Origin of the sequence: Azohydromonas lata (assembly GCF_034427735.1) — a bacterium.
In the GTDB taxonomy this organism is placed as follows: Bacteria; Pseudomonadota; Gammaproteobacteria; order Burkholderiales; family Burkholderiaceae_C; genus Azohydromonas; species Azohydromonas lata.
Genome location: NZ_JAXOJX010000092.1, coordinates 1 through 26,353 on the forward strand (window position 1 = coordinate 1; position 26,353 = coordinate 26,353).

A 26,353-nucleotide genomic window follows, 5' to 3' on the forward strand; every position below is an offset into this window, starting at 1 on the left:
CGGCCGGCGTGCCCACGCCCACCGCCAGCGCCGGCTGCGTGCGCTCCCACGCGCCGGCGGCCACCGGCTCGCCCGCCTGTGCCACGAGTTGCCCGGCCAGCGCCAGCGCGGCCGCGCCGGCATCGCCCTCGGCGTTCACCAGCACCGTGCGCGCCGACTCCAGCAGCAGCACGTCGCGCAGCGTGGCGGCGCGCTCGCCGGCCGCCAGGCGCCGGAACACGTCCGCGTGCGCGTCCACCTGCAGCGCCACGGGCCGCGCGCGGGTGGCGATGTCCGCGCGCGTGCGTGCACCTTCCAGCGCCAGCAAGTGCGTCTCGCGTGCGCCGTCCCCGGTCGTGATTTCCACGGGCACGCGCAGCGCGTAGGGAGCGCCCTGCTGCGTTTGCGCCAGCCGCAGCGTCACGCCGTCCTCGCGCCAGTCCACGCCCTGCAGCGCCAGCGCCGGCGCGCTCGCGCGCTGCAGCCACTGCGGGAAAAAGCCATCCAGGCGCTGGCCGCCGGCCGATTCAAAGGCCGACTGCAGCTCGCGCCAGCCCGCGTCGCCCAAGCGGTGCGCCGCGTAAAACCGCTTCAGGCCGGCGTCGAAGGCGGCCTGGCCCAACTGGCGCTCCAGCATGTGAAAGACGAAGGCGCCCTTGCCGTAGCCCACGACCTGGTCGCGCGCATGCGTCTTGGTGACGAAGGCCGACAGCGGCATGTCCGCCGCGGGGGCGAGCGCCGCGAAGTCCTGCAGCCACTCGCGGCGCATGCGCTCCTGCGCCTCGGCGCCGGACAAGGCGTAGTCGCTCTGGTAGGTGGTGAGCGCCTCGGCCCAATTGCCGCTGCCCGGGCGCACCCGCACGCCGTTGCCCCACCAGCCGTGCAGCACCTCGTGCGGCAGCGAGCGCGCGCGCATGAAGGGCAGGGGCAGGATGGCGCGCGACACGTAGGTCAGCCCCGGATAGCCCAGGCCCACCGGGTCGGGGCCGGAGAGCATGTCGAAGCCGGCGTAGGCATAGGGGCCCAGTTGCGCAGCGTAGCGGTCGAGGTGGCGCGCGGCGTCGTCCAGGTAGGCACCGGCGAGTTGGGCCACCTCGGCATGAAAGCACGCGCGCAGCCGCAGCCCGCGGTGCGTGCGGCCCTCGCACTGCCAGGGGCCGGCCAGCAGCGTGGGCGGCTCGCCGGCGTAGGCCTCGAACACCGTGCGTGTGCCGGCTGGGGTGCTGTCCACCTCCCGCAGCGCGCCGGTGAGCGCGGCCTGCTGGCCGGGCGGGGTGAGCACGTCCACCCGCACCCGGTCGGCCTCGCCCAAGCGCGGATACCAGGCGGCCTCGCCCGGCAGCCACGTGCCCTCGGCGGCCACGCGCGGCGGCGCCTGGCCCGCCAGGCGGCCGGACCAGCGCACTTCCAGCGACGGGGCGCCTGCCGGCGGCGCCAAGCGCAGCGCGTCGCCCTCGCGCGTGAAGGGCAGCGCGCGGCCCGCGGCGCTCACCGATTGCACTTGCAGCCCCTGCATGAGCTGCAGCGCCAGCGGGCCGCGCCGGCCCGGCGGCAGCGCCATGTGGTCCACGCCCTCCAGGCGGCCCTCGGCGGGTTCCAGCCGCAGCGTGATGTGGTGGGACGGGGCGGCGGCCGGCGGCAGCGCACCTGCCAGGGCGCCGCAAGCCGCCAGGGAGGCCGCCAGGGAGGCCGCCGGCGTGCGGACGGGGCGTGAACGGAAGTGCGTCATGCGGGTGCTTCAGCCCAGCGGCGACACGCCAATGAGCCAGGCGTGCGCGCCCGCGAGGAACAGCGCGTACAACGCCAGCCCGCCCAGGATCGCCACGAGGTCGTTGGCCGGCCGCGGCGGCGCTGCGGGCACCGGCGGGCGCGGGTGGCGTTTGACGGAGATGCGGTCGGCCACCGCCCAAGCCAGGAAGCCGCCGAAGAGCAGCACGTCGGCCAGCGTGCCGTTGGCCAGCAGGTGCGCCAGCGCCCACAGCTTCACGGCCGCCAGCATGGGGTGCTTCACGGCGCTGCGGATGCGCCCGGGCAGGTAGGCCGCCAGCAGCAGCGGGAACACCGGCAGCATCAGCAGCAGCGCCAGGTGGCGCGTCCACAGCGGCGGCGTCCACAGCACCACGGGCGACTGTCGCGCCCACCCGTAGCCCACGGCCAGCAGGATCAAGCCGGCCAGCGACAGCAGCGAGTAAAGGCCCTTCCACGGCTTCTCGCCATGGCGCGCGATCCAGCGGCGGCGCCAGTCGGGCGCCAGCATGGACAGCGAATGCGTTCCCAGGAACAGCAGCAGGCCGAGCAGCAGCAGCGTCATGGCGACAGTCTTTCGCGGCAGTGGGGCGCCGCATCATAGGCGCCGGCAGCCGGTGCGCCCGCAACCTCAGCGGCGCCGTGCGGCGCGCGCCGCCGCAGCCTCAGTTGCGGCGCTGCTGCAACTGCCACATGCGCACGCACAGGTCCATGGCGCGCGCCAGCGTCTCCAGGCGGTTTTGCAGGATGCAGTAGTCGGCCATCTTGAATGGCCCCTGCTCGAAGCGGGCCACCTGTTCCTCCCAGTCCTGCACGGCCACGCGCACGCGCTCCAGGCCGTCCACGGCATGGTCGCGCGTGAGCACGCCCACGCGCTGCAGCAGCGCCTGGATCTCGCGGATGCGCTCGCTCCACAGCGCCTGCAGCGCCTCGGCCGACAGCGTCTGGCACAGGAACTGGATGCGCGCGCGGTTGAGCTGCATCCAGAAGTGCTGCAGCAAGTCGGCCAGCGACTCCAGTTCCGCCGCCTCGTCCAGCCGCAGCCGCGTTGGGCTGAAGGCGCTGAAGAAGGAGGGGCTGGGAGGCCGGTAGCGGGCGCGCGGCGTGGGCATGGCAGGTTCCTTGGAAGCTTGGCGGACGGTGCGGGGTGCCGCGGCCGCCCCGGACGGTGGCGTCCTGCCTGGCCCGGGGGCCTGCGCCGCTGTCGCGCTGTGGGCGGCTGGAGGCGGCGGCGGGCTGGGGGCTGGCGGGGCGGCGTCGTCCGCAGGCGGTGCGGCGGGGCTTGCGGGTGCACAGGCAAACCGCCTTCCCGCATCCCGGGGTGCATCCCGGGAAATCAGCTTGGGGGAAGCTCCTCATGACAGACGCACGACAATGCGCGGTTTTTTCGAGGCTGCCGCCTCAACTCGGACCCGCCGCTGCCGAAGCGCCGGGCTTGCATGCGTGCGGCCGCGAAGCTTTCGGCGCCCGGCGCCTTGGCCTGCGCCGCCACGCCCCGTGCAGCGGCTGCGGCACGTTTTCCCGTCATGACGCCAGAACATTCCGATTCAGTGCCGATTCACGCCGACGCGGACGCGGCAGTGGGCGGCGTGCGCCGCCACGTGGGCCTGGTGCTGCTGCTGGCCTGCGCGGCACTGGTGGCCGCAGCGGCGCTGTTTCTGTGGCAGGCGCGGGGGGCCGCGCTGGCGCAGGCGCGGCAGTCCAACGCCAACCTCGCGGCCTCGGTGCTGGACCATGCCGAGGCCGTGGTGCGCGAGTCCGACAGCTTCATGGCCCTGGTGGCGCGCACGGTGCTGGCGCCCTACGAGGACGGCGGCGGCGCCACGCAGGCGCTGCGCGACGAGATCCTGCGCCACTTGAGCGGGCAGCCCGCGCTGCACGACATCTACGTCTACGACGCCCGCGGCGCGCTGCGCTTGAGCTCCTACGCCGTGCCGCGCTACGAGGCCTCGGCGGCCGGGCGCCCCTTCTTCGCCGCGCACCGCGCCAGCACGCGCGACGACCTCCTGGTGGGCAAGCCCTACCGCGTGGAGCCCCACGGCGAGTGGGTGGTGCCGCTGTCGCGCCGCCTGGTGCACGCCGACGGCAGCTTCGCCGGCGTGGTGGTCGGGGCACTGTCGGTGCGCTACCTGCAGCAGTACCTGGAGCGCTTCGACCTTGGGCCGGACGGGCTGCTGGCGCTCAACACCCGCGACGCCACCGTGCTCGTGCGCCGCCCCTACAGCGAAAGCGCGCTGGGCGCGGAGCTGCAGGGTTCGGCGCTCTACCGCGAGCACTACGCGCTGGCCGACGCGGGCAGCTTCACCGCCGCGTCGCCGCTGGACGGCGTGCTGCGCGAGTACAGCTTCGTGCACTCGCAGCGCTTTGCGCTGCTGGTCGTGGTGGGCCAGGCGCGCTCGCACGTGCTGGCGGCGTGGGGGCGCCTGGCGGTGCTGGACGCGCTGGCCGTGGCCGCGGTGGTGGCGCTGCTGGTGGGCGCCAGCGTGCGCATGCAGCGCGCGCTGCGGCGCGAGCAGGCCCTGGCGCGCGAGCTGCAGCGCTCGCACCGGCGCCTGGCGGAACTGGGCCGCGCCATGGACGAGCACGCCGTGGTGGCCATCACCGACGTGCGCGGCGTGATCGTCGGCGTCAACGATCGCTTTTGCGCCCTCTCCAAGTACAGCCGCGAGGAGCTCATAGGCGCGCCGCACAGCATCGTGCGCTCCGAGCGCCACCCGCCGAGCTTCTTCCGGGAGATGTGGCGCACCATCGCGCGCGGCGGCGTCTGGCAGGGCCAGATCGAGAACCGCGCCAAGGACGGCAGCACCTACTGGGTGGACACGACCATCGTTCCCTTCCTCAACGAGCGCGGCAAGCCCTACCAGTACATCGCCATACGCACCGACATCACGGAGCTGCGGCGCACGCAAGTGGAGCTGGAGACGGCCCACGAGCAGCTTGCGCTGAGCAACGAGGAGCTGGCGCGGCTGGCCGCGTTCGATCCGCTCACCGGTCTGGCCAACCGGCGCCGCTTCGACCAGGCGTTGCGCGAGGCCTGGCTGGACGCGCGGCGCCGGCGCGAGCCGCTGAGCCTGCTGATGATGGACGTGGACCGCTTCAAGCAGTTCAACGACAGCCTTGGCCACCCCGCGGGCGACGCCTGCCTGTGCCGCGTGGCCATGGCGCTGCGCAGCGTCTCGCGCCGCCCGGGCGACTTGGTGGCGCGCTGGGGCGGCGAGGAGTTCGCCATGCTGCTGCCGCACACCGACGCCCAGGGCGCGCAGGTGGTGGCCGAGCTGGCGCGGCGCGCGGTGTGGCAGCTCGCCATAGAGCACCCCCACGGCGAGCTGCGGCGCGTCACGGTCAGCGTGGGCCTGCACACCCTGCTGCCGCCGCTGCCGCAGGCAAGCGGGCCAGGCAAGGCCGGCCAGAGCGGGGCCGGGGGCGAAGCCGAGGGCCAAGGCCAGCCGCAGGACCCGGGCGAGGCCGCGCTGGTGGACGGGGCCGACCGCGCCCTCTACGCCGCCAAGCAGGGCGGGCGCAACCGCGTGGCGGCCTGGCCGCAGGACGGCGACGCAGGTTTCAGCACCAAGCTTCTGGATACGTTGTGACGTAGATCACAGTCAGTGTGGACTTCATGCCGCCTGCAGGCGTGCTGTGCCGCAGCATTGCGAGGTCCACTGGCTGCTGATGACTGTGGCGGGTCCATGGTTTCGCGGACGGCGCCGCATGGACGCACGAGTCGTCGGCGGTCCGTGAAGTGCTTGACATGCCGCGCGTCATTCCCCCTCTTTTCGGCCGATTGCGAGTTGGTCCCAAGCTGCTCGTCCTGAGCCTGCTGCCGCTGGTGCTGACCGCGGGGCTGGGCGGCATGCTCGTGCGCGATCGTTTGCGCATCGCCGACGGGGCCAAGCAGGAGCTGGCCGGGCTGGCCTGCCTGGGCGAGGTGCAGCGCGTGCTCATCGGCTCGGTGGCGCCGGAGGCCACGGGCGCCTCGCGCCGCTCCACGGCGCTGATGCTGCAGGCGCCGTCCTGCGCCGAGACCGCGGGCGGGCGCTTTTCGCAGGCGCTGGAGCGGCTGAGCCAGGACCCGGCGCAGCAGATGGCCGGGCTGCCCGGGCGTGCCGCGCTGGCCGCGCTGCGCGTGGAGGTGCTGCGCCAGGGCGAGACGGTGGTGGAGCGCGTGGCCTGGGATGCGCGGCTGGGCGCCAGCCCCGCGCTGGACCAGGGGCGCCACGCGCTGCCCATCGTGGTGTCGCGGCTGCCGGAGCTCATGGTGCTGGCGCAGCGCATGCAAGCGCTGCTGCTGGCCGCGGCGGTGCCGCACGGCACGCCGGGGGTGGAGGCGGTGGAGGACTGGCGCAGCGAGTTCTACATGCTCGAAGGCCAGCTCGTGGCGCAGGCACGGCTGCTGGAGCTCGACGGCCAGCACGCGCGCAACACCAACGACGAGCAGTTGGCCGCGGCGCTGGCCTGGCAGACGCAGATGCTGGGGGCCATCGAGGACTTCGGTCGCAGCGGGCGCACGCTGGCGCAGGGCAACACCAACCCCACCGAGGCCGCGCTGCAGCCGCTGGACGTGGCCTTTCGCGCGCTGCTCACGCAGGTCGAGCAGCACGCCACGCGGCTGTCGGCGCCGCTGGCGGCGCAGCTGGAGCAGCGCGTGCAGCAGCGCAAGCGCAAGCTGGTCCTGGAGCTTGGCGGCGGCGGCGCGGTGCTGCTGGTGCTGCTGGTGCTGTCGCTGCGGGTGGCGCGCCAGATCACGCGCCCGCTGGAGGCCTTTGCCGAGGTGGCGCGCGCGCTGCGCCGCAGCGGCGACACCACGCGCCGCCTGGAGTGGGACGCGCAGGACGAGTTCGGCCAGGTGGCGCAGGCCTTCAACCAGACGCTGTCGCGGCTCACGCGCAAGCGCGCCGAGCGCGACGAGCTGCAGGCCGCGCTGGAGACGCTGCAGTCGCAGACGGGCTTGGGCGACGTCACGCCGCTGCCGCTGGTGGTGACCTCGCTGCCCGCGCACGAGGTGCTGCACGCCAACGCCGCCGGGCTGGAGCTCACGGGCCGGCGCCGGCAGGATCCCTGGAGCCTGGGGCTGGACGCCGACACCCGCGCGCAGCTGGCGCGCCACTTGGGCGAGCGCGGCCAGGTCGACGGCTTCGAGGTGCGCTGGCAGATGGGCGCGCAGGCCCTGAGCGGCGTGGTGTCGCAGCGGCGGCTGGTCTACAACGGGCGCGACGCGGTGCTGACCGTCTTCACCCCCGTGGAGCGGCTCAGGGCGGCCGAGCAGGGCCTGTCGATGTGGGCGCAGGTGTACGAGGCGGCCACCGAGGCGCTGGCCATCTTCGACCAGCAGCGCCAGCTCGTCTCGCTCAACGGCGCGCTGAGCCGGCTGACCGCCTGCCGCACCGACGCGGTGGTGGGCCGCGGGCTGGAGCGGCTGCTGGCCGAGGACACGGAAGGCGAGTTCGTGGAGCGCTTCTGGCGCAGCGTGGAGGGGCAGGGCCGCTGGCAGGGCGAGATGCAGTTGCGCCGCTCCGACGGCCGCTCCGTGCCGGTGTGGGTGGTGGCCAGCGTCATCAGCGACGTGGCCTCCGCCGAGGGGCCGCGGCGCTTCACGCTGTTCAGCGCCGTGGACGTGAGCGAGCGCCAGGCGCAGGAGCAGCGCATCCGCTACCTGGCGCACCACGACGCGCTCACCGGGCTGCCCAACCGCGTGCTGTTCCTGGAGCGCTTGCGCGCGATGGTGCAGCGCGCGCGGCTGGGCGAGTCCCAGGTGGCGGTGCTGTGCATCGGGGTGGACCGCTTCCGCCAGATCAACGATTCGCTGGGCCGCGCCGGCGGCGACGCGCTGCTGCGCGCCGTGGCGCAGCGCCTGGTCGAGACGCTGCGCGCCGGCGACGTGGCCTGCCGCCTGGGCGGCGACGAATTCGCCGTGGCGTTGGGCGGGCTGCAGGACGGCGAGGAAGCGCTGCGCCTGGTGGACCAGCGCTTCCTGCCGCAACTGCGCCGCGCCTACGCCGTCAACGGCGTGTCGATGGAGATCACCTGCAGCGTGGGCGTGGCGCCGTGCCTGGTTGGCGTGGAGGCCGAGGAGGCCATGCGCCGCGCCGACGCGGCCGTGGCCCAGGCCAGCGGCAAGGGCGGCGACGCGGCCAGCCTGTTCACGGCCGAGGTGCACGAGCGCGCGCACCGGCGCGTGATGCTGGAGTCGCAGTTGAAGCTTGGGCTGGAGCGCGGCGAGTTCTCGCTGCTGTACCAGCCGCGCGTGGCCGCGCGCGACGGTGCGCTGGTGGGCGTGGAGGCGCTGCTGCGCTGGAACAGCGCGCGCCTGGGCGAGGTTTCGGCCATGGAGTTCGTGCCCGTGGCCGAGGCGTCCAAGCAGATCGTGCCCATAGGCGCGTGGGTGCTGGACCAGGTCTGCCGCCAGCTCGCGCAGTGGCGCGCGCGCGAGATGCCGCACCTGCACGTGGCGGTGAACCTCTCGCCGGTGCAGTTGCGCGATCCGGCGCTGCTGGAGACGCTGCGCTCGGCGCTGCAGCGCCACGGCGTGGCCGCGGCGCAACTGGAGCTGGAGTTCACCGAGGCGGCGGTGATGGAGGACGTCGAATTCATGCTGGCGCAGTTCGTGGCGCTCAAGCAGTTGGGCGTGGGCCTGTCCATTGACGACTTCGGCACCGGCTACTCCAGCGTGCCGCACCTGAACCGCTTCCCGGTGGACCGGCTCAAGGTGGACCGCACGCTGGTGGCTGCGCTCGCGCGCGACCTGGGCGAGCTGGCGGTGGTGCGCGCCATCGTGGGCCTGGGGCACACCATGGGGTTGCAGGTCACGGCCGAGGGCGTGGAGGACGAGGCCACGGCCGAGGTGCTGCGCGGCGCCGAGTGCGACGAGTTCCAGGGCTACCACTACGCGCGCCCGCTGTCCGTGCCGGACCTGGAGGCCTGGATCGGCCAGCTCCTGCCGCCCACCCCGCCCGTCACCCGCGGCGAGGTGCGGCCCATCTTGCAGTTGCTCACGCGCAGCGACGCAGCCTGAAGCCGCCGGCCCCGCCCGCAGCCTTCACCCTTTTCGTTGCCGGTTCAAGTGCCGGCGCACCGGCGCAGAAACCGCGTTGTGGCTCCTCTTGCAGGCCCCAGCGACATCCGCCCATGAAAGTTGAGGTGCTTCAGCGGAGTTTTCTGACCCAAAGCGTTAATTTTTCACGGGTGCATGGGAAATTGATAAATAGTATGTCGCCGCGCATGTCTGGGCGTTGCCGGCAAGGGTAAACATAGGCCGGTGATCGAACATGGCCGCAGACCATGGCACAAAGAAAAACATTCAATGGCCCATGACTGAATGCGGCCGCAGGGAGGTCGTGATGCTTCACCGGGTAATTTCCGTCGTGGCTGTGAGCGGGCTTTGCGCCTGCAGTGGCGGCACGCCGGGCCATGATGAAATGGGGCTCAAATACCAAAAGCGCGCCACGCCGGTGCTGCAGGCCCTGGCCCTGTACGAGCGGGATCACAGCAGCCTGCCGGATTCGCTGGACGAGCTGACGCCCGCTTACCTCAACCGGCTGCCCACCCAGCCGGAATTGAGCCTGGATGCCAAGAGCCGGCAATTGAGCTTCACCTATGCGCCCTCCTTGCCCCGCATAGGAAAAATCAACTGCTACGCCCAATTGGGCGACGAGCAGTGGAGTTGCCAGGGGTATTTGTGACCCGGCCGGGCCGGCGTGCCGCGACCCTGCCCATGGAATCCTGAGAAGCTGAAAACCGGGGTGCCGGGTATTTAGGCCTTATTGCAGCCTTATTGCTGTCTTGTTGCTACCACCGTGGGGACGTATTGCTGCCGTCCAGGGTTGCAAACGTTGCAGGAGTAAATACCCGGCTCAATTCAATCTCAAGCGGTATGCCCCTCGTCCGCCGCCTTGCGGTCCAGCGGCGCCGGCAGCAGGGCCGGCAGCCGCGGCAGCCGACGCGCCAGGGCGGCGATCAACTGCCCGGCCAAGCGCAGCGGCGACGGCCCCCCGGCGGCCAGTTGCAGGCGTGCCGCGCCCGGGCTGTCGCACTGGATGACGGCGTCTGCCCCAATGCGCATGCGGTCGCCGGCAGCGAGGAAGAAGTCCTCCTGGTTGCCGCCCATGGTCAGCCACACCCGGCCGCTGAACACGACCAGCTCGCGGCCAGCGGCGTGACTCAAACCCAGCGCGGTGCCGGGTTGCAGGTCGAAAGCGGCTTGGTGCGAATGCGTGCTCAGGTTCATGGCGGACCTCTTGTGATGTGTGTTGCTACTTGGGCACGGCCGGGAAGCTCCCTTCGCCCCGCCGCCGCTCGGCTTCGCGCCGGGGGCCTTGGTTGCTTTTGAAACTTCGTCTGCCGTGCAGCCAATGTCGGCGCCGGGCCTGGACCTGAACAGATGCAGACGCCGGCCAATACAGCCATGACAGCCGCCCGCCGCGGCCGGCTGTACCGGTCGTGTGCGGCTGTATCTGTATGGGTCTGTGCAGCAGCGACCGATACAGAATTCCGGCATGGAACGCCACCAAGACACTCTCTATCTGCGCATTGCCGACCAATTGGCCGGCTCCATCAGGGCCGGCACGCTGGCGCGGGGCGAGCGCATCGCCTCGGTGCGGGAGCTGGCGCGCCAGCAGGGCGTGTCCATGGCCACCGTGGTGCAGGCCTACCGCACGCTGGAGGATGCGCGGCTCATCGAGGCCCGCCCGCGCTCGGGCTACTTCGTGGCCGGCCGCTCCGCGGCGCGGCGGCTGGCCGAGCCCGACACCACGCCGCTGCCGCCGCAATCCAAGGCGGTGGCGGTGTGCACGCTGGGCCAGCGCGTGCTGGCCGCGGCGGTGGACCCCTCGTACATCTCCTTCGGCGCCGCCGCGCCCAGCGAAGATTTGTTTCCGCAGGAGCGCATACGCCGCGCGCTCACCCGCGCGCTGCAGCGCAACCGCGCCACGCTGTGCCGCTACCCGCTGCGCACCAGCTCGGCCGAGCTGCGCCGTGCCATCGCGCGCCAGGCGCTGACCATGGGTTGCCAGCTCGACCAGAACGACATCGTCATCACCAACGGCTGCATGGAGGCCATGACGCTGTGCCTGCGCGCCGTCACGCAGCCCGGCGACATCGTCGCGCTGGAGTCGCCCACTTACTTCGGCCTGCTGGAGCTGCTGCAAAGCCTGGAGCTGCGCGCGCTGGAGATTCCCACCCACCCGCGCCAGGGCCTGTCGGTGGACGCGCTCACGCTGGCGCTGGACACGCAGCCCATCAAGGCCGTGCTGGTGGTGCCCACGCTGTCCAACCCGCTGGGCGCCAGCATGTCGCTGGCCGAGCGGCGGCGGCTGGCGCAGCTCGTGGCACAGCGCGGCGTGCCGCTGGTCGAGGACGTGCTCTACAACCCGCTGTGCGAGCACGACGAGCAGCGCCGCGCCGTGCGCAGCTTCGATCCCACGGGCCACGTGATGGTCTGCGGCTCCTTCTCCAAGACCGTCGGCCCGGGCCTGCGCCTGGGCTTTGCCGACGCGGGCCGCTGGTCGCAGCGCGTGCAGCAGTTGCGCGCCGTGCAGTCCGGCAGCCACACCGAGTTCCTGGAAGCCGCCATGGCCGACCTGCTCACCCAGCCCGGCACGGAAAGCGCCTTCCGCCAGTTGCGCACGCTCTTCGCCGCGCGGGTGGACGAGGCGCGCGGGTTGATCGGCGAGAGCTTCCCCAAGGGCACGCGCGTGACCGACCCGCCCGGCGGCTTCATCCTGTGGGTGGAGCTGCCCGCGGGCAGCGACGCCATGGCGCTGTTCGAGGCCTGCCAAGCCGAGCGCATCTGCATCGCGCCCGGGCCCATGTTCAGCACCACGGGACGCTACGGCCACTGCCTGCGCTTGGGCGTGGGCGGGCGCTGGGACGACACGCAGCGCCAGGCGCTGCGCCGCATCGGCGAGCTGGCGCACCGGGTGCTGCCGGCCGCCGCCAGTTGAACGGGGAAGGGCCCACAGGCATGGAAGCCATTGCGCAAGACGAGCGGCGGGACACCAGGCAGGAAAGCAGGCAGGGCGCCGGGCAGGACCGGGCGCAGGAGACGCTTTACCTGCGCATCGCGCAGCAGCTCGAAGGGTCGATTCGCGCCGGCACCCTGGCGCGCGGCGAGCGGCTGGCCTCGGTGCGGGAGCTGGCGCGCCAGCAGGGCGTGTCCATGGCCACCGTGGTGCAGGCCTACCGCACGCTGGAAGACGCGCGGCTGATCGAGGCCCGCCCGCGGTCGGGCTATTTCGTCGCCGGCCGCCCCGGCCGGCGTGCCGCCGAGCCGGAGACCACCGCGCTGGCGCCGCAGGCCCAGCCGGTGGCGGTGAGCTCGCTGTCGGCGCGGGTGATGGGCATGGCGCACGAGCCGGGCGTGGTGTCCTTCGGGGCGGTGTGCCCAAGCGCCGACCTGTTCCCCGAGGAGCGCGTGCGCCGCGCCGTCAGCCGCGCGGCGCAGCGGCATCGCGCCTCGCTGTGCCGCTACCCGACGGGCCACGGCGCCGCCGAGTTCCGCCGCGCCGTGGCGCGCCAGGCGCTGGCGCTGGGCTGCCAGTTGGACCCGGAGCGCATCGTCTCCACCACCGGCTGCCAGGCGGCCATCAGCCTGTGCCTGCGCGCCGTCACGCAGCCCGGCGACGTGGTGGCGCTGGAGTCGCCCACCTCGTTCGGCTTCCTGGAGCTGCTGGAGAGCATGCACCTGCGCGCGCTGGAGATCCCGACGCATCCGCGCCACGGGCTGTCGGTGGACGCGCTGTCGCTGGCGCTGGACACGCAGCCGGTGAAGGCCGTCATCGCCGTGCCCACGCTGTCCAACCCGCTGGGCTCCAGCATGCCGCTGGCCGAGCGGCGGCGGCTGGCGCAGCTCGTGGCGCAGCGCGGCGTGGCGCTGATCGAGGACGTGCTCTACAACCCGCTGTGCGAGCACGATGAGCAGCGCCGCGCCGTGCGCAGCTTCGACCCCACGGGCCACGTGATGCTGTGCGGCTCCTACTCCAAGACGCTGGCGCCCGGCCTGCGCGTGGGCTGGACGGACGCAGGCCGCTGGTCGGCCGAGGTGCGGCACCTGAAGGCCGTGCACTCCGGCAGCTACACCGAGCTGATGGAGCTGGCGCTGGCGGACCTGCTGATGCAGCCCGGGCTGGAGAGCGGCTTTCGCCACCTGCGCTCGACCGTGGCGGCGCGCGTGGCGGACGCGCGGGAGCTGGTCGCCGAGAGCTTTCCCAAGGGCACGCGCGTGACCGACCCGCCGGGCGGCTTCATCCTGTGGGTGGAGCTGCCCGCGGGCAGCGACGCCATGGCGCTGTACGAAGCCTGCCTGCGCGAGCGCATCTGCATCGCGCCGGGTTCGATCTTCAGCACCACCGGGCGCTACGGGCACTGCATCCGGCTGGGCTTGGGCGGCCGCTGGGACGAGGCCCAGCGGCGGGCACTGCGGCGGGTAGGCGAGCTGGCGCAGGCCTTGATGCGCGAGGGTGAACCGGCGGGTTGACGGTGGCCGGGTGCGATGGCCTGCCGCAGGGCTGGCGCAAGCACGCCATCGCGCCCTCAACTCCCCTCGACCCGCCCCTCAATGCAGCTTCACCCGCGGCTGCGACCGCCCATTGAGCCAGCTCCCCAACTGGTCCACCGCCGTGCGCAGCGCGCCTTGCAGCCGGACCATGTGGGCGTGGTGCACGCTCCAGTAGGCCCAGCGCGCCATCAGGCCCTGCAGCCGCAGCCCGCGCCCGGCGCGGCCCAGGATGCGGCCTACGGCGTCATGGCTGCCCAGCGCCACCAGCGAGCCGCGGTCGTGAAAGCGGAAACCCGCCACCGGTTGATCTTCCAGCCGCCGCAGCAGCGCGCCGGCCAGGTAGCGCGCCTCCTGCTGCGCGGCCTGCGCGCGCGGCGGCACGGGGCCGGCGCCGGGTTCGGTCACGCAGCTCGCGCAGTCGCCCATGGCGAAGACGTCCGCGTCCCGCGTGGTCTGCAGCGTGTCGCGCACCAGCAACTGGCGCTGTTTGCTCAGCTCCAGCCCGCCCAGCTTCTCCAGCACGCGCGGGCCCTGGATGCCGGCGGCCCACACGGTGAGCGCGGCGGGCAGCACCTCGTGCCCGTCCAGCACCACGTGGCCGGCGGCCACCTCCGTCACGCGCCGGCCGGTGAGCACCTCCACGCCGCGGCGGTGCAGATCGGCCTGCACCTCGCGGCTGATGTCCTCGCTCAAGGCGCCCACCAGGCGCGCTCCGGATTCGATCAGCCGCATCTGCACCGGCTGCGGCTCCTGGCTCAGCTCCGTGCCCAGGCCCGCGATGTCGCGCACCGACTCCATCAGCTCCGCCGCCAGCTCCACGCCCGTGGCGCCGCCGCCCACGATGGCGATCTGCACCGGCCCGTCGGACTTCGTTTCCGCCCGCGCGCACTCGGCCAGCAGCCGGCGGTGAAAGCGCTGCGCATCCGCCGCGCTGTTCAGGGCCAGCGCGTGCTCGGCTACACCTGGGGTGTGGAAGTCGTTGACGATGCTACCCACGGCGATGACCAGGGTGTCGTAGGCCACGGCGCGGCGCGGGGCGATCTCCTGTCCGTCCTCGCCCACCAGCGGCTCCAGCCACAGCTCGTGCTGTTGCCGGTCCAGCGACTCCAGCGTGCCCAGGTGGAAGCGGAAGTTGTGCCGCCGCGCCTGCTGCAGGAATTCCACCCCGGCGTCGTGCCCGTCCAGCGTGCCCGCGGCCAGCTCGTGCAGCCAGGGCTTCCAGACGTGGGTGAGCGACGCATCCACCAGCAGTACCTCGGCCGGCGTGCCGCGGTGCTGGCGCTTGCGCAGCGCCTCGCCCAAGTGCACCGCCAGCTCCAGCCCGCCCGCGCCGCCGCCCACGATGACGATGCGGTGCGCCCCGCCGCGCTCGCGCAGCGCCCAAGTGGAAAACAGCGCCGGGCGGTGGCCGGCACTGGGTGAATTCTTGGCGGACGGCCGCCGGCCGCCCGCGTGCAGGTGTGGTCCGTTCATGCCGGACTAAGGGGCAACCCTTATGCCGCGGCACGGGCCGGGGACGGGCTCAAAGCCCCGGCGTCCCCGGCGGCGGCCGCTTGGCCTGCGCCAGCGCTTGGCGCAGCGCGCGGGCCATGAGCGGCCGGTGCGCGGGCAACAGGTGGCGGCCCACGCTCACGCTGAGCCGGCCCGCCGTCAGGCGCACAAGCGCGCTTGGGCCGGCGCCGTCCGCGTGCACGCGCACCCAGGCCGCGGGCAGCTCCAGGCGTTCCACGCGGGCGCCGACGTGGCGCTCCACGCTCAGCCGGTCGGCCGCCAGGGTGATGATTTCGCGGTCACCGGCGTGGCGCGCGTGCACCAGCAGCGCGGCCGCCAGCACGGCCACCTCCAGCCCGGCAAACAGGCTCACCACCGGAAAGCCCAGGGCCCAGAAGGCCAGCGCCAGCAACAGGTGAAAAAGGCACACCGCCATGAAGCAGCCGCCCAACTGGCGCGGCGTGAGCCGGCAGTTGCGCCGCAGCTGCCAGCGCATGGCCTCGCCGTGGGCCAGCGCCTCGCGCACGGGCAAGGCGGGGGAGGTCGAGGGGGGCGGCGGCGCGTCGGACATGGACTGCTGGGAGGCGGCGCGTGGGCGGCCGCCTGCCTACCGGCACTTTGCAGCGCCGCCGCCTCCCCTGCGGGCAGTGGGTGTGTCCAGGCGCAAGCGCGATACGCCGCGGGCGGCGGACGGTTGCACTGGATACCCGGTGGCCCTGGAGCGTCCGGTGCTCATCCCGGGCCGGCCCGGGCCTTGGGCTTGCCGCAACCCGGACATCGCAAGGCCGGATCGCCGGCCCCACCGCAAGAGACGCCATGTCGAACAAGACCTTCGAGGTCGACGACCTCTGCCTGGAACAGCGCGTGGACGAGCTCCACGCCGTGGCCGCGCTGGACGTGGCCGTGTGCGCCGTCAAGCGCGTGGACCGCGAGGCCGACGACTACCGCAGCACCCTGTGGCTGTACCCGCTGGACGGCCGCGGCGCGCCGCGCCAGCTCACCGCCGGCACGTTCAAGGACCAGCAGCCGCGCTGGTCGCCGGATGGCCGGCAGATCGCCTTCATCTCCGACCGCGCGGGGCTCAACCAGATCTTTCTCATCCGCCCGGACGGCGGCGAGGCGCGCCAGGTGAGCTTTTTCAAGGGCGGCGTCTCGTCCTTCGAATGGAGCCCTGACGGCCGGACGCTGCTGCTCACCAGCGTCGTCCACGTGGACCCGCAACGCCGCGGCGGGCCCGGCGGCGAACTGGACGGGCCGCGCGACCCGCAGGCCCCGGAAGTCGCCTGGCGGCTGCCCTACAAGATGGACGGCGTGGGCTACCTGCTGGTGCAGCAACTCCACCTGTTCACCCTGGACGTGGACAGCGGCGAGGACCGCCGGCTGACCTCCGGCGCCTTCGACGTGCGCGCCGCGGCCTGGTCGCCGGACGGCGGGCGCGTCGTCTTCAGCCGCACGCGCGAGCAGCGCCTGGCGCACCGCACGGACTTGTGGGTCATGGACGCCGACGGCGCCAACGCCCGCCGCCTCACCCACGAGCAGCCCAACACGGGCTTGCCGTGCTGGTCGCCAGACGGGCGCTGGATCGCCTTCAGCGGCAACTGCGACGACGGCGACGCGCAGATGCAGCTCTGGCTGGCCGAGGCCGGCAGCGGGTGCACGCATCGCTTGGGCGGCGAGGACGTGGAGGCCGTCCCGGGCGCTCCCTTGCACTGGAGCGCCGACAGCCGCGCGCTGCTCGTGCTCGTGGCCCACCGCGGGCGCCAGCGCCTGGAGCGCATTGGCGTGCCGGACGGCCAGCGCCGCACGCTGCTGGACGGCGAGCGGCAGGTGGGCGGCGTGGCCGTGGGCTCTTCGCGCATCGCCTTCTTCGCCGAGAGCGGCGACCGCCCGCTGGAGCTGTACGCGGCCGGCCTGGACGGCGGCCAAGAGCGCTGCCTGAGCGAGCTCAACGCCTGGTGGGGCGAGCGCGAGCCGCTGGCCGCCTGCATGCGCCGCTTCGAGGTGCCCGACGGCGAAGGCGGCACCGAGGAGGTGGATGCCTGGCTCATCAGCGCGCGCGGCGCCAAGGGTCCATCACCCATGCTGCTGGACGTGCACGGCGGCCCGGCCAGCTATGCCGACCTGAGCTTCCAGAACCACGCCTTCTGGCCCACGCTGTGCGCGCGCGGCTGGCTGATGGTGGTGCCCAACACCGTGGGCTCCGCCAGCTACGGCCGCGATTTCGCCGGGCGCTTGCGCGGGCACTGGGGCGAGCGCGACCTGGCGCAGCACCTGGCCATCATCGAGACGCTGCGCCGCGAGGGCCGGGTGGACGAGCGCGTGGCCATCACCGGCAGCTCCTACGGCGGCTACATGGCCGCCTGGGCCATAGGCCAGAGCGACGCCTTTCGCGCCGCCGTGGTGTGCGCGCCGGTCACGAACCTGGAGACGCACTACGGCACCAGCGACAGCGGCTACTACAGCGACCCTTACGACCTGTGCGGCACGCCGCGCATAGACCGCCACACCAGCCGCCGCCTGTCGCCCATGACGCACGTGGACAAGGCGCGCACGCCCACGCTCATCCTGCAGGGCAAGGAGGACGAGCGCTGTCCAAAGTGCCAGTCCGAGGAGCTGTTCGTGAGCCTGATGTGCGCCACCGAGGCACCGTGCGAGCTGGTCATGTACCCGGGCGGCGACCACCACGTGCTCAAGGAGGGCCAGCCCTCGCACCGCCTCGACGGCGTGCGCCGCATCGTCGATTGGGTCACGCACTGGGTGGAGCAGCCGCTGCCGCCAGCCGGCGAGGGCGGCCGTGGCCGGGACGGCAGGCCGCGCAGCGACGGGCCCTGAGGGGTTGTAGGCGGGGCGGGGCGTCGTCCAGGTCCGGCTTCGCGGAAGGGGCCGATGCTGCAGAGGCCAGGCGCAGGCCAGGGCCCCTTCAGCCGCCGAGCTTGCTCAGCGCGAAGGCGGCCAGGAAGCCGGCCACGGTGATGAGGCCGGCGAAGTCGTGGGCCTGCTCGAAGGCCTCGGGGATCATGGTGTCCACCAGCATGGCCAGGATGGCGCCGGCGGCCACGGCCGTGGTGGCCGCCACCGTCTCGGCCGAGCTGCCGTCGAAGAGCACGAAGCCGGCGACGGCCGCCAGCCCCGACGCCAGCGCGATGCTGCCCCACACGCCGTACACGTAGCCCGCGCCCCGGCCCGCCTTCTTCATGCCCGCGGCGCTGGACAGGCCCTCCGGCAGGTTGGAGAGGAAGATGGCCGCCACGGCCACGGTGCTGACCGCGCCGCCCTTGAGCAGGCTCAGGCCGATGACGATGGATTCGGGGATGCCGTCCAGCAGCGCGCCCAGCGCGATGGACAGGCCGCTGCCGGCGTTCTCCTGCTCGCTGGGCTGCTGGCCGCCGGAGCGCTTGCGGTGGCGCGCGCCGCGGTGCGCGAGCAGCCAGTTGGCGCCGGTGTAGACGGCCGCGCCGCCGACGAAGCCCAGCGCCGTGGAGTCCATGCCGCCGCTCTTGAACGCTTCGTCCATGAGCTCGAAGGACAGCGCGGAGATGAGCACGCCGGAGCCGAAGGCCATGACCGCCGCCACCAGCCGCGCGGGAATGCGCATGCGAAACCCCACCCAGGCGCCCAGCAGCAGCGCGGCACCGGCCAGCAGGCCCCACAGGCCGGCTTGCAACCACTGGGGCATGGCGGGACTCCCGGGAGTGTGGCGATGGGGCCCAAGGGGCAAGGGGAGTGCCCCCTCAACGCCCAACCAGATGCACCGCCACCTCGCGCCTGTGCCCGCGGCGCCTGTGCTCCCACAGGTAAATCCCCTGCCAGGTGCCCAAGGCGAGCCGGCCGGCCATCAGCGGGATGGCGAGCTGCGTGGCCGTGAGCGCGCCGCGCACGTGGGCGGGCATGTCGTCCGGGCCCTCGTCGCGGTGGCGAAAGAGCGGGTCGCCGTCAGGCACCAGGCGGGCGAAGAAGCGCTCCAGGTCGCGCTGCACCTCGGGATCGGCGTTCTCCTGGATCAGCAGGCTGGCCGAGGTGTGGCGGATGAAGAGGGTCAGCAGCCCCTCGTGGAAACCTTGCGCCTGCACCCAGTCGCGCACGGGTTGCGTGATCTCCAGCAGCGTGCGGCCCGGGGTGTCGAAGGCAAGGGTGGTGGTGGCCTGGTTCAGCATGCGGGCAATTGCAGCACGAAGCGGCTGCCGCCCCCCTCGCGCGGCTCGCAGCGCACGCTGCCGCCGTGGCGTTGCGCGATCTGGCGCACCAGGCTCAGCCCCAGGCCCACGCCGCCTTGCTGCTCGGCGTGGCCGGGCAGGCGGAAGAAGGGCTCGAAGATGCGCTCGCGCATGTCCGCGGGCACGCCGGGGCCGCGGTCGCACACGGCCGCGCGCAGCTCGCCGGCCTCGCGCTGCAGCGTCAGCGCCACCTCGTCGCCGCCGTAGCGGCGCGCGTTCTCCAGCAGGTTGCGCAGGGCGCGGCGCAGCAGCCGCTCGTCGCCCTGCACGGTGAAGGCGGCGCCGGCGCCGTTGTCGTCGTGCAGCGGCGCTTGCAGCTCGGCGCCGACGCGGGCGGCCTCCTCGGCGGCCAGTGCCAGCAGGTCCACGGGATGCAGGTCCATGTCGGGGCGGGCGTCCAGGCGGCTGGCCAGCAGCACCTCTTCCACCAAGGCGTCGAGCTCCGCGATGTCGGCATGGATCTCGGCACGCAGGCCGTCCTGCTGGTGCTCAGGCGCGGTCTCCATGAGGGAGACGGCCATCTTCAGCCGCGCCAGCGGCGAGCGCAGCTCGTGGCTGGCGTTGGCCAGCAGCGACTGGTGCGAGCGCAACAGCGTCTCCACGCGCTCGGCGGCCTTGTTGAAGCTGCGCGCCACGGCGGCGACCTCGTCGCGCCCGCCGTCCTCCACGCGGTGGTGCAGGGCGCCCGCGCCGAAGCGCTCCACGCCGTCGCGCAGCGCCTCCAGCCGCCGCGTCAGGCGCCGCACCACGGGGTAGGCGCCGGCGGCCACGGCCATGAACAGCAGCAGCAGCACGGCCAGCAGCCCCGTGCCGCGCAGCCAGGGCGGCGGCGGCGGCAGGGGCGGGCCGTGGTGGCCGCCGGGGCCGCCGCGCGGGGGGCGCGCCGTCCACAGGGTGCGGCCGTCGTCGAGCTTGATGGGCGTCACGCGCGCGCCCGGCTCGCGGCTCAGGCGCTCGAAGGCCTCGGATTGGACCAGGCGCTGGCCGGCCGCGTCGTCCAGCGCCAGCGGCACGCGCAGCCGCTCCGACCACTCCAGCAGCGCCACGGCCTGCTCCCGCGCCGCGGCCTGCGGCGGCGGCAGGGCGTGCTGCAGCAGGTCGCCCCAGGCGCTGAGCCGTTCGCCGGCGGCGGCATCGAGGCGGCCGCGCTCGCGCTCCATCTGGTGCTGGAACAGCCAGCCTGACCCGAGCGCGAAGAGGGCCAGCACCGCCACGACGGTGAGCCAGACGCGCAGGTAGAGGGATTTCATGGCGCAGGTGTCCGAGGGGCCCGCCCCTTGGGCGGCCCGCTCTCTTCAAGGGTTACGGAAGGGCGGGGCAGCGGTGCGGCAGGGGCGCGCGGCGGCTCACGCCTGCCCGTCCACGCCCTCGCGTGCTTCCTGCCCCGGCTCGTCCGGACGGCGGGCGAAGAGGTAGCCCACGCCGCGCACGGTGAGCACGCGGCGGGGGTTGCGCGGATCGTCCTCGATGAGGGCGCGGATGCGCGAGACGTGCACGTCGATGGAGCGGTCGAACGCCTCCTGGGCGTGGCCCTTGAGCGTGTCCATGATCTGGTCGCGCGTCATGACGCGCCCGGCATGCTGGGCCAGCACGCGCAGCAGCTCGAACTGGTGCGCGGTGAGGTCCACCTCGCGCGCGTCCAGCCGGGCCTTGCGTGCGCCCAGGTCGATCTCCAGCCGGCCGAAGCGCATGACCTCCTGTGCGGGCTCGCCGGGCAAGGCGCGGCGCAGCAGCGCCTTGATGCGCGCCAGCAGCTCGCGCGGCTCGAAGGGCTTGCTCAGGTAGTCGTCGGCGCCCAGCTCCAGGCCCACGATGCGGTCCAGCGGCTCGCCACGCGCGGTGAGCATGAGCAGCGGCAGCCGCCGCGTGCGCGCATCGGCGCGCAGCTCGCGCGTGAGGTCCAGCCCGTCGCCGTCGGGCAGCATCAGGTCCAGCACCAGCGCGTCGAAGTTTTCTATGAGCAGGCGCCGGCGCCCGTCGTTGAGCGTGGCGGCCAGCTCAACGGCGAAGCCTGCGTTGCGCAGGTAATCAGCCACCATGGCGCTCAGGCGGGCGTCGTCGTCGATCAGCAGCAGTCGGGGCATGTCAGGGGCACTACTTGGGCTCTGTATTGAAGAGCACGAAAGCATAGCCCCCTCAGCGATGCTGGCCACCAGGACCGCGTGCTGCGTGCTCGCGCATGAGCGCGGCCAGTTGCGTGCGCTGCTGCGGCGTGAGCACGTTGGCCGCATCGACCATGGCCTTGCTCCAGCGCTGGGAGGCCAGGTCGTGCTGGGCCAGCATCTGCTGGCGCAGCTGCTCCACGGCGGCCGTGTCTATGGTGGGCTGGGCCAGCAGCGTCAGGCCCTGCTCGTGCAACTGGCGCCGCGTGTCGCGCTGGGTGCGCATGTCGGCCGCGGCGGCATCGAAGATGCCGCGGATCTTGCCGCGCTGCTCCGGCGTGGCGTTCACGCGCTCCAGCAGCCGCTCCATGTGGCGGCCGCCCATGCCCGGGCCGCCATGGCGGTGGCCTTCGTGCATCGGGCCGCCCATGGGACCGCCCATCGGCCCGGGCGCGGAGGCCGCGGGCGGCGGCGGCGCGGGTTGCGCCTGCGCCATGCCGCCGGCCGCGCCCGCCAGGGCCAGCACCAGCGCAGCGGCGCCGGCACGCCAGGCGGTGCGCCGCATCGCGGACGCTGGGGCAGTGGAATAAGTCACGCTTGCTTGCTTGTTCATTTCAAGGCTCCACGCAGTAGGAGCCTGAAGATTGAGGTCCGTGCGTTGCGCAGCCGTGTGGCCCGGGTAAAGAAGCGTGAAGGGCTTCGCCCCCCGCTTCGTGCCCAATGGCGTCGTGCTATGTATCACGGCGTAACTTGTGGCGGTGGCCTGGTGGGGCCTTCCCGCAGCCACAATGTGGGGCGGGCCGTCCATCACCGTGATGGGGTCTTGTTGTCATTCCTCTTCGCGGCCCTGGGACCGATGCGCGCCTTTCTGAAGTTGTTCACGAGCCTGCTGCTGGCCTTGGCCGGCGGCGCGCAGGCGGCCGGCGAGCGTCCGCTGACGCTGGCCGTGGTGCCCTACTTGAGCGCGCGTGCCATCGTGCAGCTCTACCGGCCGCTGCAGGAGCACCTGGAGCGCACGCTGCAGCGCCCGGTGCGGCTGGTGAGCGCGCCGGACTACCTGACCTACCTCGACAAGACCGCCAAGCGCGAGTACGACGTGGTGGCCACCTCGCCCGCCTTCGGCCGCCTGGCGCAGGTGGAGACGGGCTACGTGCCGCTGCTGCGCGCGCAGAACTCGCTGGAAGTGCTGCTGGTCACGCTCAAGGACAGCCCGGTGCAGGACGTGGCCTCGCTGCGCGGGCAGACCATCGCCACCACCGACGCCCTGGCCACGCTCACGCTGGCCGGGCAGCGCGCGCTCAAGGAGCGCGGCCTGGTGCCCGGGCGCGACGTCACGGTGCGCACCACCAACAGCCACGCCAACTCGCTGGCGGCCGTGCAGCGCGGCGACGCCATGGCCGCCATCTCCTCGTCCACCACGCTGCGCCAGATCCCGGCCGCGGCGGCCGAGCAGTTGCGCGTGATCACGGTGCTGAGCACCACCACGCCGCTGATGTACATGGCCAGCCCGGTGCTGGCGCCGGCGGAGGTGGAGGCGCTGCGCCGCACCATGATGGAGTTCGCCAACGCCACGCCGGCCGGGCAGAAGTTCGTGGCCGAGCTGGGCCATGGCGGCCTGGCGCCGCTGTCCGCGCGCGACATGGCCAGCCTGGACCCGCTGGTGGCGGACCTCAAGGCGCAGTTGGAGAGCACCCGTTGAGCAGGCTCAGGCGGCTGCTGGGCTCGCTGTCGGCACGCATCATCCTCGCGTGCGTGCTGGTGGAAGTCGTGGTGCTGGGCCTGCTGGTGGCCGGCGGCGCGCGGCTCATGGACAGCACGCTGCGCGCGCAGGCGGCGCTGCGGGTGGAGCAGTCCAAGCCGCTGCTCAACGCCGCGCTGGCCGCGCCGCTGGCGCAGGAGGACATCGTCACGCTGCAGGAAATCCTGCGCGAGAGCCGCAGCGCCCAGGCCATCGCCTACCTCGTGCTGCTGGACGACGAGGGCAAGCCCATCGCCAGCGAGGGCTGGGACATGCACCAGCGGCTGCCCACAGCCGACACCGAGCTGCGCCTGGACCTGGCCGACGGCCACTTCGACGTGGACATGCCCATCGAGTTGGCCGGACAGACCTATGGGCGGCTGCATTTCGGCATCGCGCTGCAGGAGCTGCACGCCACGGCGCAGCGCCTGATGGCGCAGAACGTGGCCATCAGCGTGGCTGCCATCCTGGCCTCGCTGGGGTTGCTGGTGGCCGTTGGGCGCTGGCTCACGCGCCCGCTCAAGGAGCTCACGGGCGCGGCGCAGCGCATTGCCGAGGGCGGGCTGGACGTGCGGCTGCGCGTGGCCAGCCGCGACGAGGTGGGCACGCTCACGCGCGCGTTCAACACCATGGCCGGCGCCATCGCCGAGCGCGTGCAGGCGCTGCAGGAGGCGCACGCGCTGCAGCAGTGCTACCTGGAGCAGTCGCGCGCGGAGCACGCGCGGCTGGCAGCGCTGCTGTCGGCCATGTCCATAGGCATCCTGTTCGTGGACGAGCAGGACCGCATCGTCTACCACAACCCCGCGCTGTGCCGGCTGCTGGGCATCGACGTGGACGCCGAGGTCGACGGCCACGCCGTGCAGGTGCTGGCCGCGCTGGCCGCGGCGCGCGGCGTGGCGCGCGACTGCTTCGCCAGCGGCCAGGGCCAGGGGCGCCAGAGCGCGGAGCTGCAGCTCACCGACGGCACGGTGCTCACCCGCATCGCCCACCCGGTGCGCGACGAGGAGGGCCACACCATGGGCCGCCTGTGGATCCTGAGCGACGTCACCGCCGAGCGCCGCACGGCGCAGCAGCTCGTGTACCTGGCCGAGCGCGACCCGCTCACGGGCCTGTACAACCGCCGCTCCTTCCAGCACGAGCTGCAGCGCCGCCTGGCCAACGCGCAGCGCCAGGGCACGCAGGTGGCGCTGCTGCTGTTCGACCTGGACGAGTTCAAGCTCATCAACGACCGCTACGGCCACCAGGCCGGCGACAAGGTGCTGGTGCAGGTGGCCACCGAGGTCAGCGCGCTGGTGCGGCGCAGCGAGTTCTTCGTCCGCCTGGGCGGTGACGAGTTCGCGCTGATCTGCGAGGCCGAGGGGCCGGAGATGCTGCAGGCGCTCTCCGACCGCATCGTGCAGGCCATTGCGCGGCTGCCCGTGGCCTTCCGCGGCCAGAGCCTGCGGCTGACCTCCAGCCTGGGCATCGCGCTCTTCCCCGAGCACGGCGACAACCCCGACGAGCTCGTGGCCCGCGCCGACGCGGCCATGTACCAGGCCAAGGAGGCCGGCAAGAACGGCTGGCAGCTCTACGACCGCGACCGCGACGGCACCGACGAGAAGCTCGCCCGCATCGGCTGGAACGAGCGGCTGCGCCGCGCGCTGGACCAGCAGCTCCTGGTTCCCGTCTTCCAGGGCGTGTTCGACACGCAAAGCGGCCAGCTCCAGCACTACGAGCTGCTGCTGCGCCTGCGCGACGAGGCCGACCCCGAGCGGCTCATCAACCCGGGGCAGTTCATCCCGCACGCCGAGCGCAGCGGCCTCATCCGCGAGATCGACCGCTGGGTGATCAGCAACGCCATCGCCACGCTGGCGCAGCGCGCGGCGGTGCCGGCCATCGCCATCAACATCTCCGGCCGCTCCTTCGACGATCCGGGGCTGCCGCGCCACATCGAAAACGAGCTGCGCCGCCACCGCGTGGAGCCCCAGCGGCTGCTGGTGGAGCTCACCGAGACCGCCGCCGTGGGCGATCTCAAGGACGCGCAAAACCTCATCGCCCAGCTCCACGGCCTGGGCTGCCGCGTGTGCCTGGACGACTTCGGCAGCGGCTTCGCCTCCTTCGCCTACATGAAGCACCTGCCCGCGGACGTGCTCAAGATCGACGGCCTGTTCGTGCGCAACCTCGCGCGCGACCGCAACGACCTCGTCTTCGTCCGCGCCATCGTGGACGTGGCCAAGGGCCTGAACAAGACGACCATCGCCGAGATGGTCGAGGACCCCGAGACCCTGGCCCTGCTGAAAAGCGTGGGCGTGGACCACGTGCAGGGCTACCACTTCGGCCGCCCGCAGCAGTTGGACGAGTGCGGCGCACCGCCCCCGCCGCCGCGCCCGGCGCTGACCCAGGCCTGAAGCGGGCCTGAAGCCGGCCCGCAACCGGCCGCCGTCCCGCGGCGCATCATGCGGCTCCCCATCCTGCAGGAGTCCCCGTGAACGACACGATGAAGGCCGCGTGCATTACTGGCCATGGCGGCAACGAGGTGGTGAGCGTGGGCCCGCGCCCACGCCCGCGGCGCGGCCCCGGCGAGGTGCTGGTGCGGCTGCGCGCGGCCACGCTCAACCGCGTGGACCTGTACATGCGCGACAGCGGCGCGGGCATCACGCACCGGCTGCCGCAGATCATGGGGATCGACGGCGCGGGCACGGTGGAGGAGGTCGGCGAGGACGAGCCGCTGCTGCGCGTGGGCCAGGCGGTGCTGCTGCACCCGGGCATCAGTTGCGGGCGCTGCGAGTTCTGCGCCCGCGGCGAGGGCGTGCTGTGCCCCAGCGTGTCCTACCTGGGCGAGCACCGCGACGGGACGCTGGCGCAATACGTGTCGCTGCCCGCGCGCAACGTGTTTCCCATGCCGCAGGGCTTCGGTTTCGAGGAGGCCGCGGCGCTGGGCGTCAACCACCTCACGGCCTGGCGCATGCTCTTCACCAAGGCCCGGCTCCAGCCGTGGGAGACGGTGCTGGTCTTCGGCGTGGGCGGCGGCGTGTCGCTGGCGGCGCTGCAACTGGCCAAGTGGGCGGGGGCGCGGGCCATCGTCACCTCGCGCGACGACGCCAAGCTGCAGCGGGCCCTGGCCCTGGGCGCGGACCACGCCGTCAACGGCGAGCGCGAGGACGTGGCCAAGGCCGTGCTGGCACTCACCGCGGGGCGCGGCGTGGACGTGGTCATCGAGAACGTGGGCGCGGCCGTGTGGGGTGCGGCCCTGCGCGCGGTGGTGCGCGGCGGGCGCATCGTCACCTGCGGCGCCACCAGCGGCGACCAGCCGCCGGCGGACCTGCGCCGCATCTTCATCCGCCAGTTGCAGATCCTGGGCTCCACCCTGGGCGACCTGCACGAGATGGGCGCGCTGCTCCAGGCCTGCGCGGGCGGCGCCATCCGCCCGGTGATCGATTCGACCTGGGCGCTGGACGACGTGCACGCCGCGCTGGACCGGCTGGCGTCCGGCGCGCAGTTCGGCAAGGTGGCGGTGCGGGTGGATTGAAGGCGTGGGCGGCGTGGAGGTGCCGGCCCGGCCCCCTGGCGCTGGCCCGCGCGCCGTCGGGTTGCCGCCGCGGCGGCCGCCAGGCGC

The 26,353-nt window shown here is 73.0% G+C and carries 20 protein-coding genes; 9 read left to right on the plus strand and 11 right to left on the minus strand.

From position 1 onward, the window contains the following. The 3 genes from SM757_RS30915 to SM757_RS30925 all read right to left on the minus strand — a co-directional run. Window positions 1–1,708 (minus strand): M1 family metallopeptidase (locus tag SM757_RS30915; protein WP_322468285.1); only part of this gene is annotated, 1,708 nt, incomplete at its 3' end. Window positions 1,709–1,717: 9 nt separating this feature from the next. Beyond that, window positions 1,718–2,290 (minus strand): NnrU family protein, encoded by a 573-nt coding sequence (locus SM757_RS30920; RefSeq protein ID WP_066332984.1) that lies wholly within the window; start codon window positions 2,288–2,290, stop codon window positions 1,718–1,720. Window positions 2,291–2,390: 100 nt separating this feature from the next. Then, entirely contained in the window at window positions 2,391–2,837 is a 447-nt protein-coding gene (locus SM757_RS30925; protein WP_066332982.1) for a hypothetical protein, read from the minus strand. Between the two features lie 438 nt (window positions 2,838–3,275). Between SM757_RS30925 and SM757_RS30930 the strand changes: the two genes are divergently transcribed. The 3 genes from SM757_RS30930 to SM757_RS30940 all read left to right on the plus strand — a co-directional run bounded on the left by SM757_RS30930 (window position 3,276) and on the right by SM757_RS30940 (window position 9,401). Continuing rightward, complete coding sequence (locus tag SM757_RS30930; protein ID WP_066332979.1) at window positions 3,276–5,315, plus strand: diguanylate cyclase domain-containing protein; 2,040 nt, start codon at window positions 3,276–3,278, stop codon at window positions 5,313–5,315. 158 nt (window positions 5,316–5,473) lie between these two features. Beyond that, window positions 5,474–8,734, plus strand: a complete 3,261-nt coding sequence (locus SM757_RS30935; protein ID WP_322468286.1) for a bifunctional diguanylate cyclase/phosphodiesterase — start codon at window positions 5,474–5,476, stop codon at window positions 8,732–8,734. 253 nt (window positions 8,735–8,987) lie between these two features. Beyond that, a complete protein-coding gene (locus SM757_RS30940) occupies window positions 8,988–9,401 on the plus strand; it encodes a hypothetical protein (RefSeq protein ID WP_322468287.1) in 414 nt (137 codons plus the stop codon). Window positions 9,402–9,583: 182 nt separating this feature from the next. Here the strand turns inward: SM757_RS30940 and SM757_RS30945 are convergent, their stop codons facing one another. Further along, complete coding sequence (locus tag SM757_RS30945) at window positions 9,584–9,946, minus strand: DUF2917 domain-containing protein (protein WP_322468288.1); 363 nt, start codon at window positions 9,944–9,946, stop codon at window positions 9,584–9,586. A 268-nt stretch (window positions 9,947–10,214) separates the two neighbouring features. On the opposite strand from SM757_RS30945, the gene SM757_RS30950 reads away from it, so the two are divergent. Both SM757_RS30950 and SM757_RS30955 read left to right on the plus strand, forming a co-directional pair. Further along, a complete protein-coding gene (locus SM757_RS30950) occupies window positions 10,215–11,660 on the plus strand; it encodes an aminotransferase-like domain-containing protein (RefSeq protein WP_322468289.1) in 1,446 nt (481 codons plus the stop codon). Between the two features lie 20 nt (window positions 11,661–11,680). Continuing rightward, window positions 11,681–13,192 carry an aminotransferase-like domain-containing protein gene (locus SM757_RS30955; RefSeq protein WP_322468290.1) on the plus strand — a complete coding sequence of 504 codons (1,512 nt, stop codon included), beginning with the start codon at window positions 11,681–11,683 and terminating at the stop codon, window positions 13,190–13,192. Window positions 13,193–13,270: 78 nt separating this feature from the next. Here the strand turns inward: SM757_RS30955 and SM757_RS30960 are convergent, their stop codons facing one another. Both SM757_RS30960 and SM757_RS30965 read right to left on the minus strand, forming a co-directional pair. After that, window positions 13,271–14,686: an NAD(P)/FAD-dependent oxidoreductase gene (locus SM757_RS30960; RefSeq protein WP_322468291.1), complete on the minus strand. Its 1,416-nt coding sequence runs from the start codon at window positions 14,684–14,686 to the stop codon at window positions 13,271–13,273. 49 nt (window positions 14,687–14,735) lie between these two features. After that, window positions 14,736–15,275 carry a DUF2244 domain-containing protein gene (locus SM757_RS30965; protein WP_066332965.1) on the minus strand — a complete coding sequence of 180 codons (540 nt, stop codon included), beginning with the start codon at window positions 15,273–15,275 and terminating at the stop codon, window positions 14,736–14,738. 245 nt (window positions 15,276–15,520) lie between these two features. Here SM757_RS30965 and SM757_RS30970 point away from each other — a divergent pair, with 245 nt between their 5' ends. Next, the gene (locus SM757_RS30970; RefSeq protein ID WP_322468292.1) at window positions 15,521–17,536 is read left to right on the plus strand and encodes a S9 family peptidase; all 2,016 of its coding nucleotides are present in this window, start codon (window positions 15,521–15,523) and stop codon (window positions 17,534–17,536) included. 88 nt (window positions 17,537–17,624) lie between these two features. Here the strand turns inward: SM757_RS30970 and SM757_RS30975 are convergent, their stop codons facing one another. The 5 genes from SM757_RS30975 to SM757_RS30995 all read right to left on the minus strand — a co-directional run bounded on the left by SM757_RS30975 (window position 17,625) and on the right by SM757_RS30995 (window position 21,633). Next, the gene (locus SM757_RS30975) at window positions 17,625–18,380 is read right to left on the minus strand and encodes a ZIP family metal transporter (RefSeq protein ID WP_322468293.1); all 756 of its coding nucleotides are present in this window, start codon (window positions 18,378–18,380) and stop codon (window positions 17,625–17,627) included. A 55-nt stretch (window positions 18,381–18,435) separates the two neighbouring features. Beyond that, complete coding sequence (locus tag SM757_RS30980) at window positions 18,436–18,858, minus strand: secondary thiamine-phosphate synthase enzyme YjbQ (RefSeq protein ID WP_066332960.1); 423 nt, start codon at window positions 18,856–18,858, stop codon at window positions 18,436–18,438. Further along, entirely contained in the window at window positions 18,852–20,168 is a 1,317-nt protein-coding gene (locus SM757_RS30985) for a HAMP domain-containing sensor histidine kinase (protein ID WP_066332957.1), read from the minus strand. The genes SM757_RS30980 and SM757_RS30985 overlap by 7 nt, the downstream gene beginning before the upstream one ends. Before the next feature lie 96 nt (window positions 20,169–20,264). Further along, complete coding sequence (locus SM757_RS30990; RefSeq protein WP_066332954.1) at window positions 20,265–21,002, minus strand: winged helix-turn-helix domain-containing protein; 738 nt, start codon at window positions 21,000–21,002, stop codon at window positions 20,265–20,267. A 52-nt stretch (window positions 21,003–21,054) separates the two neighbouring features. Continuing rightward, window positions 21,055–21,633 (minus strand): Spy/CpxP family protein refolding chaperone, encoded by a 579-nt coding sequence (locus tag SM757_RS30995; RefSeq protein ID WP_169805854.1) that lies wholly within the window; start codon window positions 21,631–21,633, stop codon window positions 21,055–21,057. A gap of 210 nt (window positions 21,634–21,843) precedes the next feature. Between SM757_RS30995 and SM757_RS31000 the strand changes: the two genes are divergently transcribed. The 3 genes from SM757_RS31000 to SM757_RS31010 all read left to right on the plus strand — a co-directional run bounded on the left by SM757_RS31000 (window position 21,844) and on the right by SM757_RS31010 (window position 26,266). Then, window positions 21,844–22,719, plus strand: coding sequence for a phosphate/phosphite/phosphonate ABC transporter substrate-binding protein (locus SM757_RS31000; protein ID WP_169805853.1), 876 nt, complete (start codon window positions 21,844–21,846; stop codon window positions 22,717–22,719). After that, complete coding sequence (locus SM757_RS31005) at window positions 22,716–25,145, plus strand: EAL domain-containing protein (protein WP_322468294.1); 2,430 nt, start codon at window positions 22,716–22,718, stop codon at window positions 25,143–25,145. Before SM757_RS31000 ends, SM757_RS31005 begins: the two co-directional genes overlap by 4 nt. 77 nt (window positions 25,146–25,222) lie before the next feature. Further along, complete coding sequence (locus SM757_RS31010) at window positions 25,223–26,266, plus strand: zinc-binding dehydrogenase (RefSeq protein ID WP_322468295.1); 1,044 nt, start codon at window positions 25,223–25,225, stop codon at window positions 26,264–26,266. Window positions 26,267–26,353 lie beyond the last annotated feature (87 nt).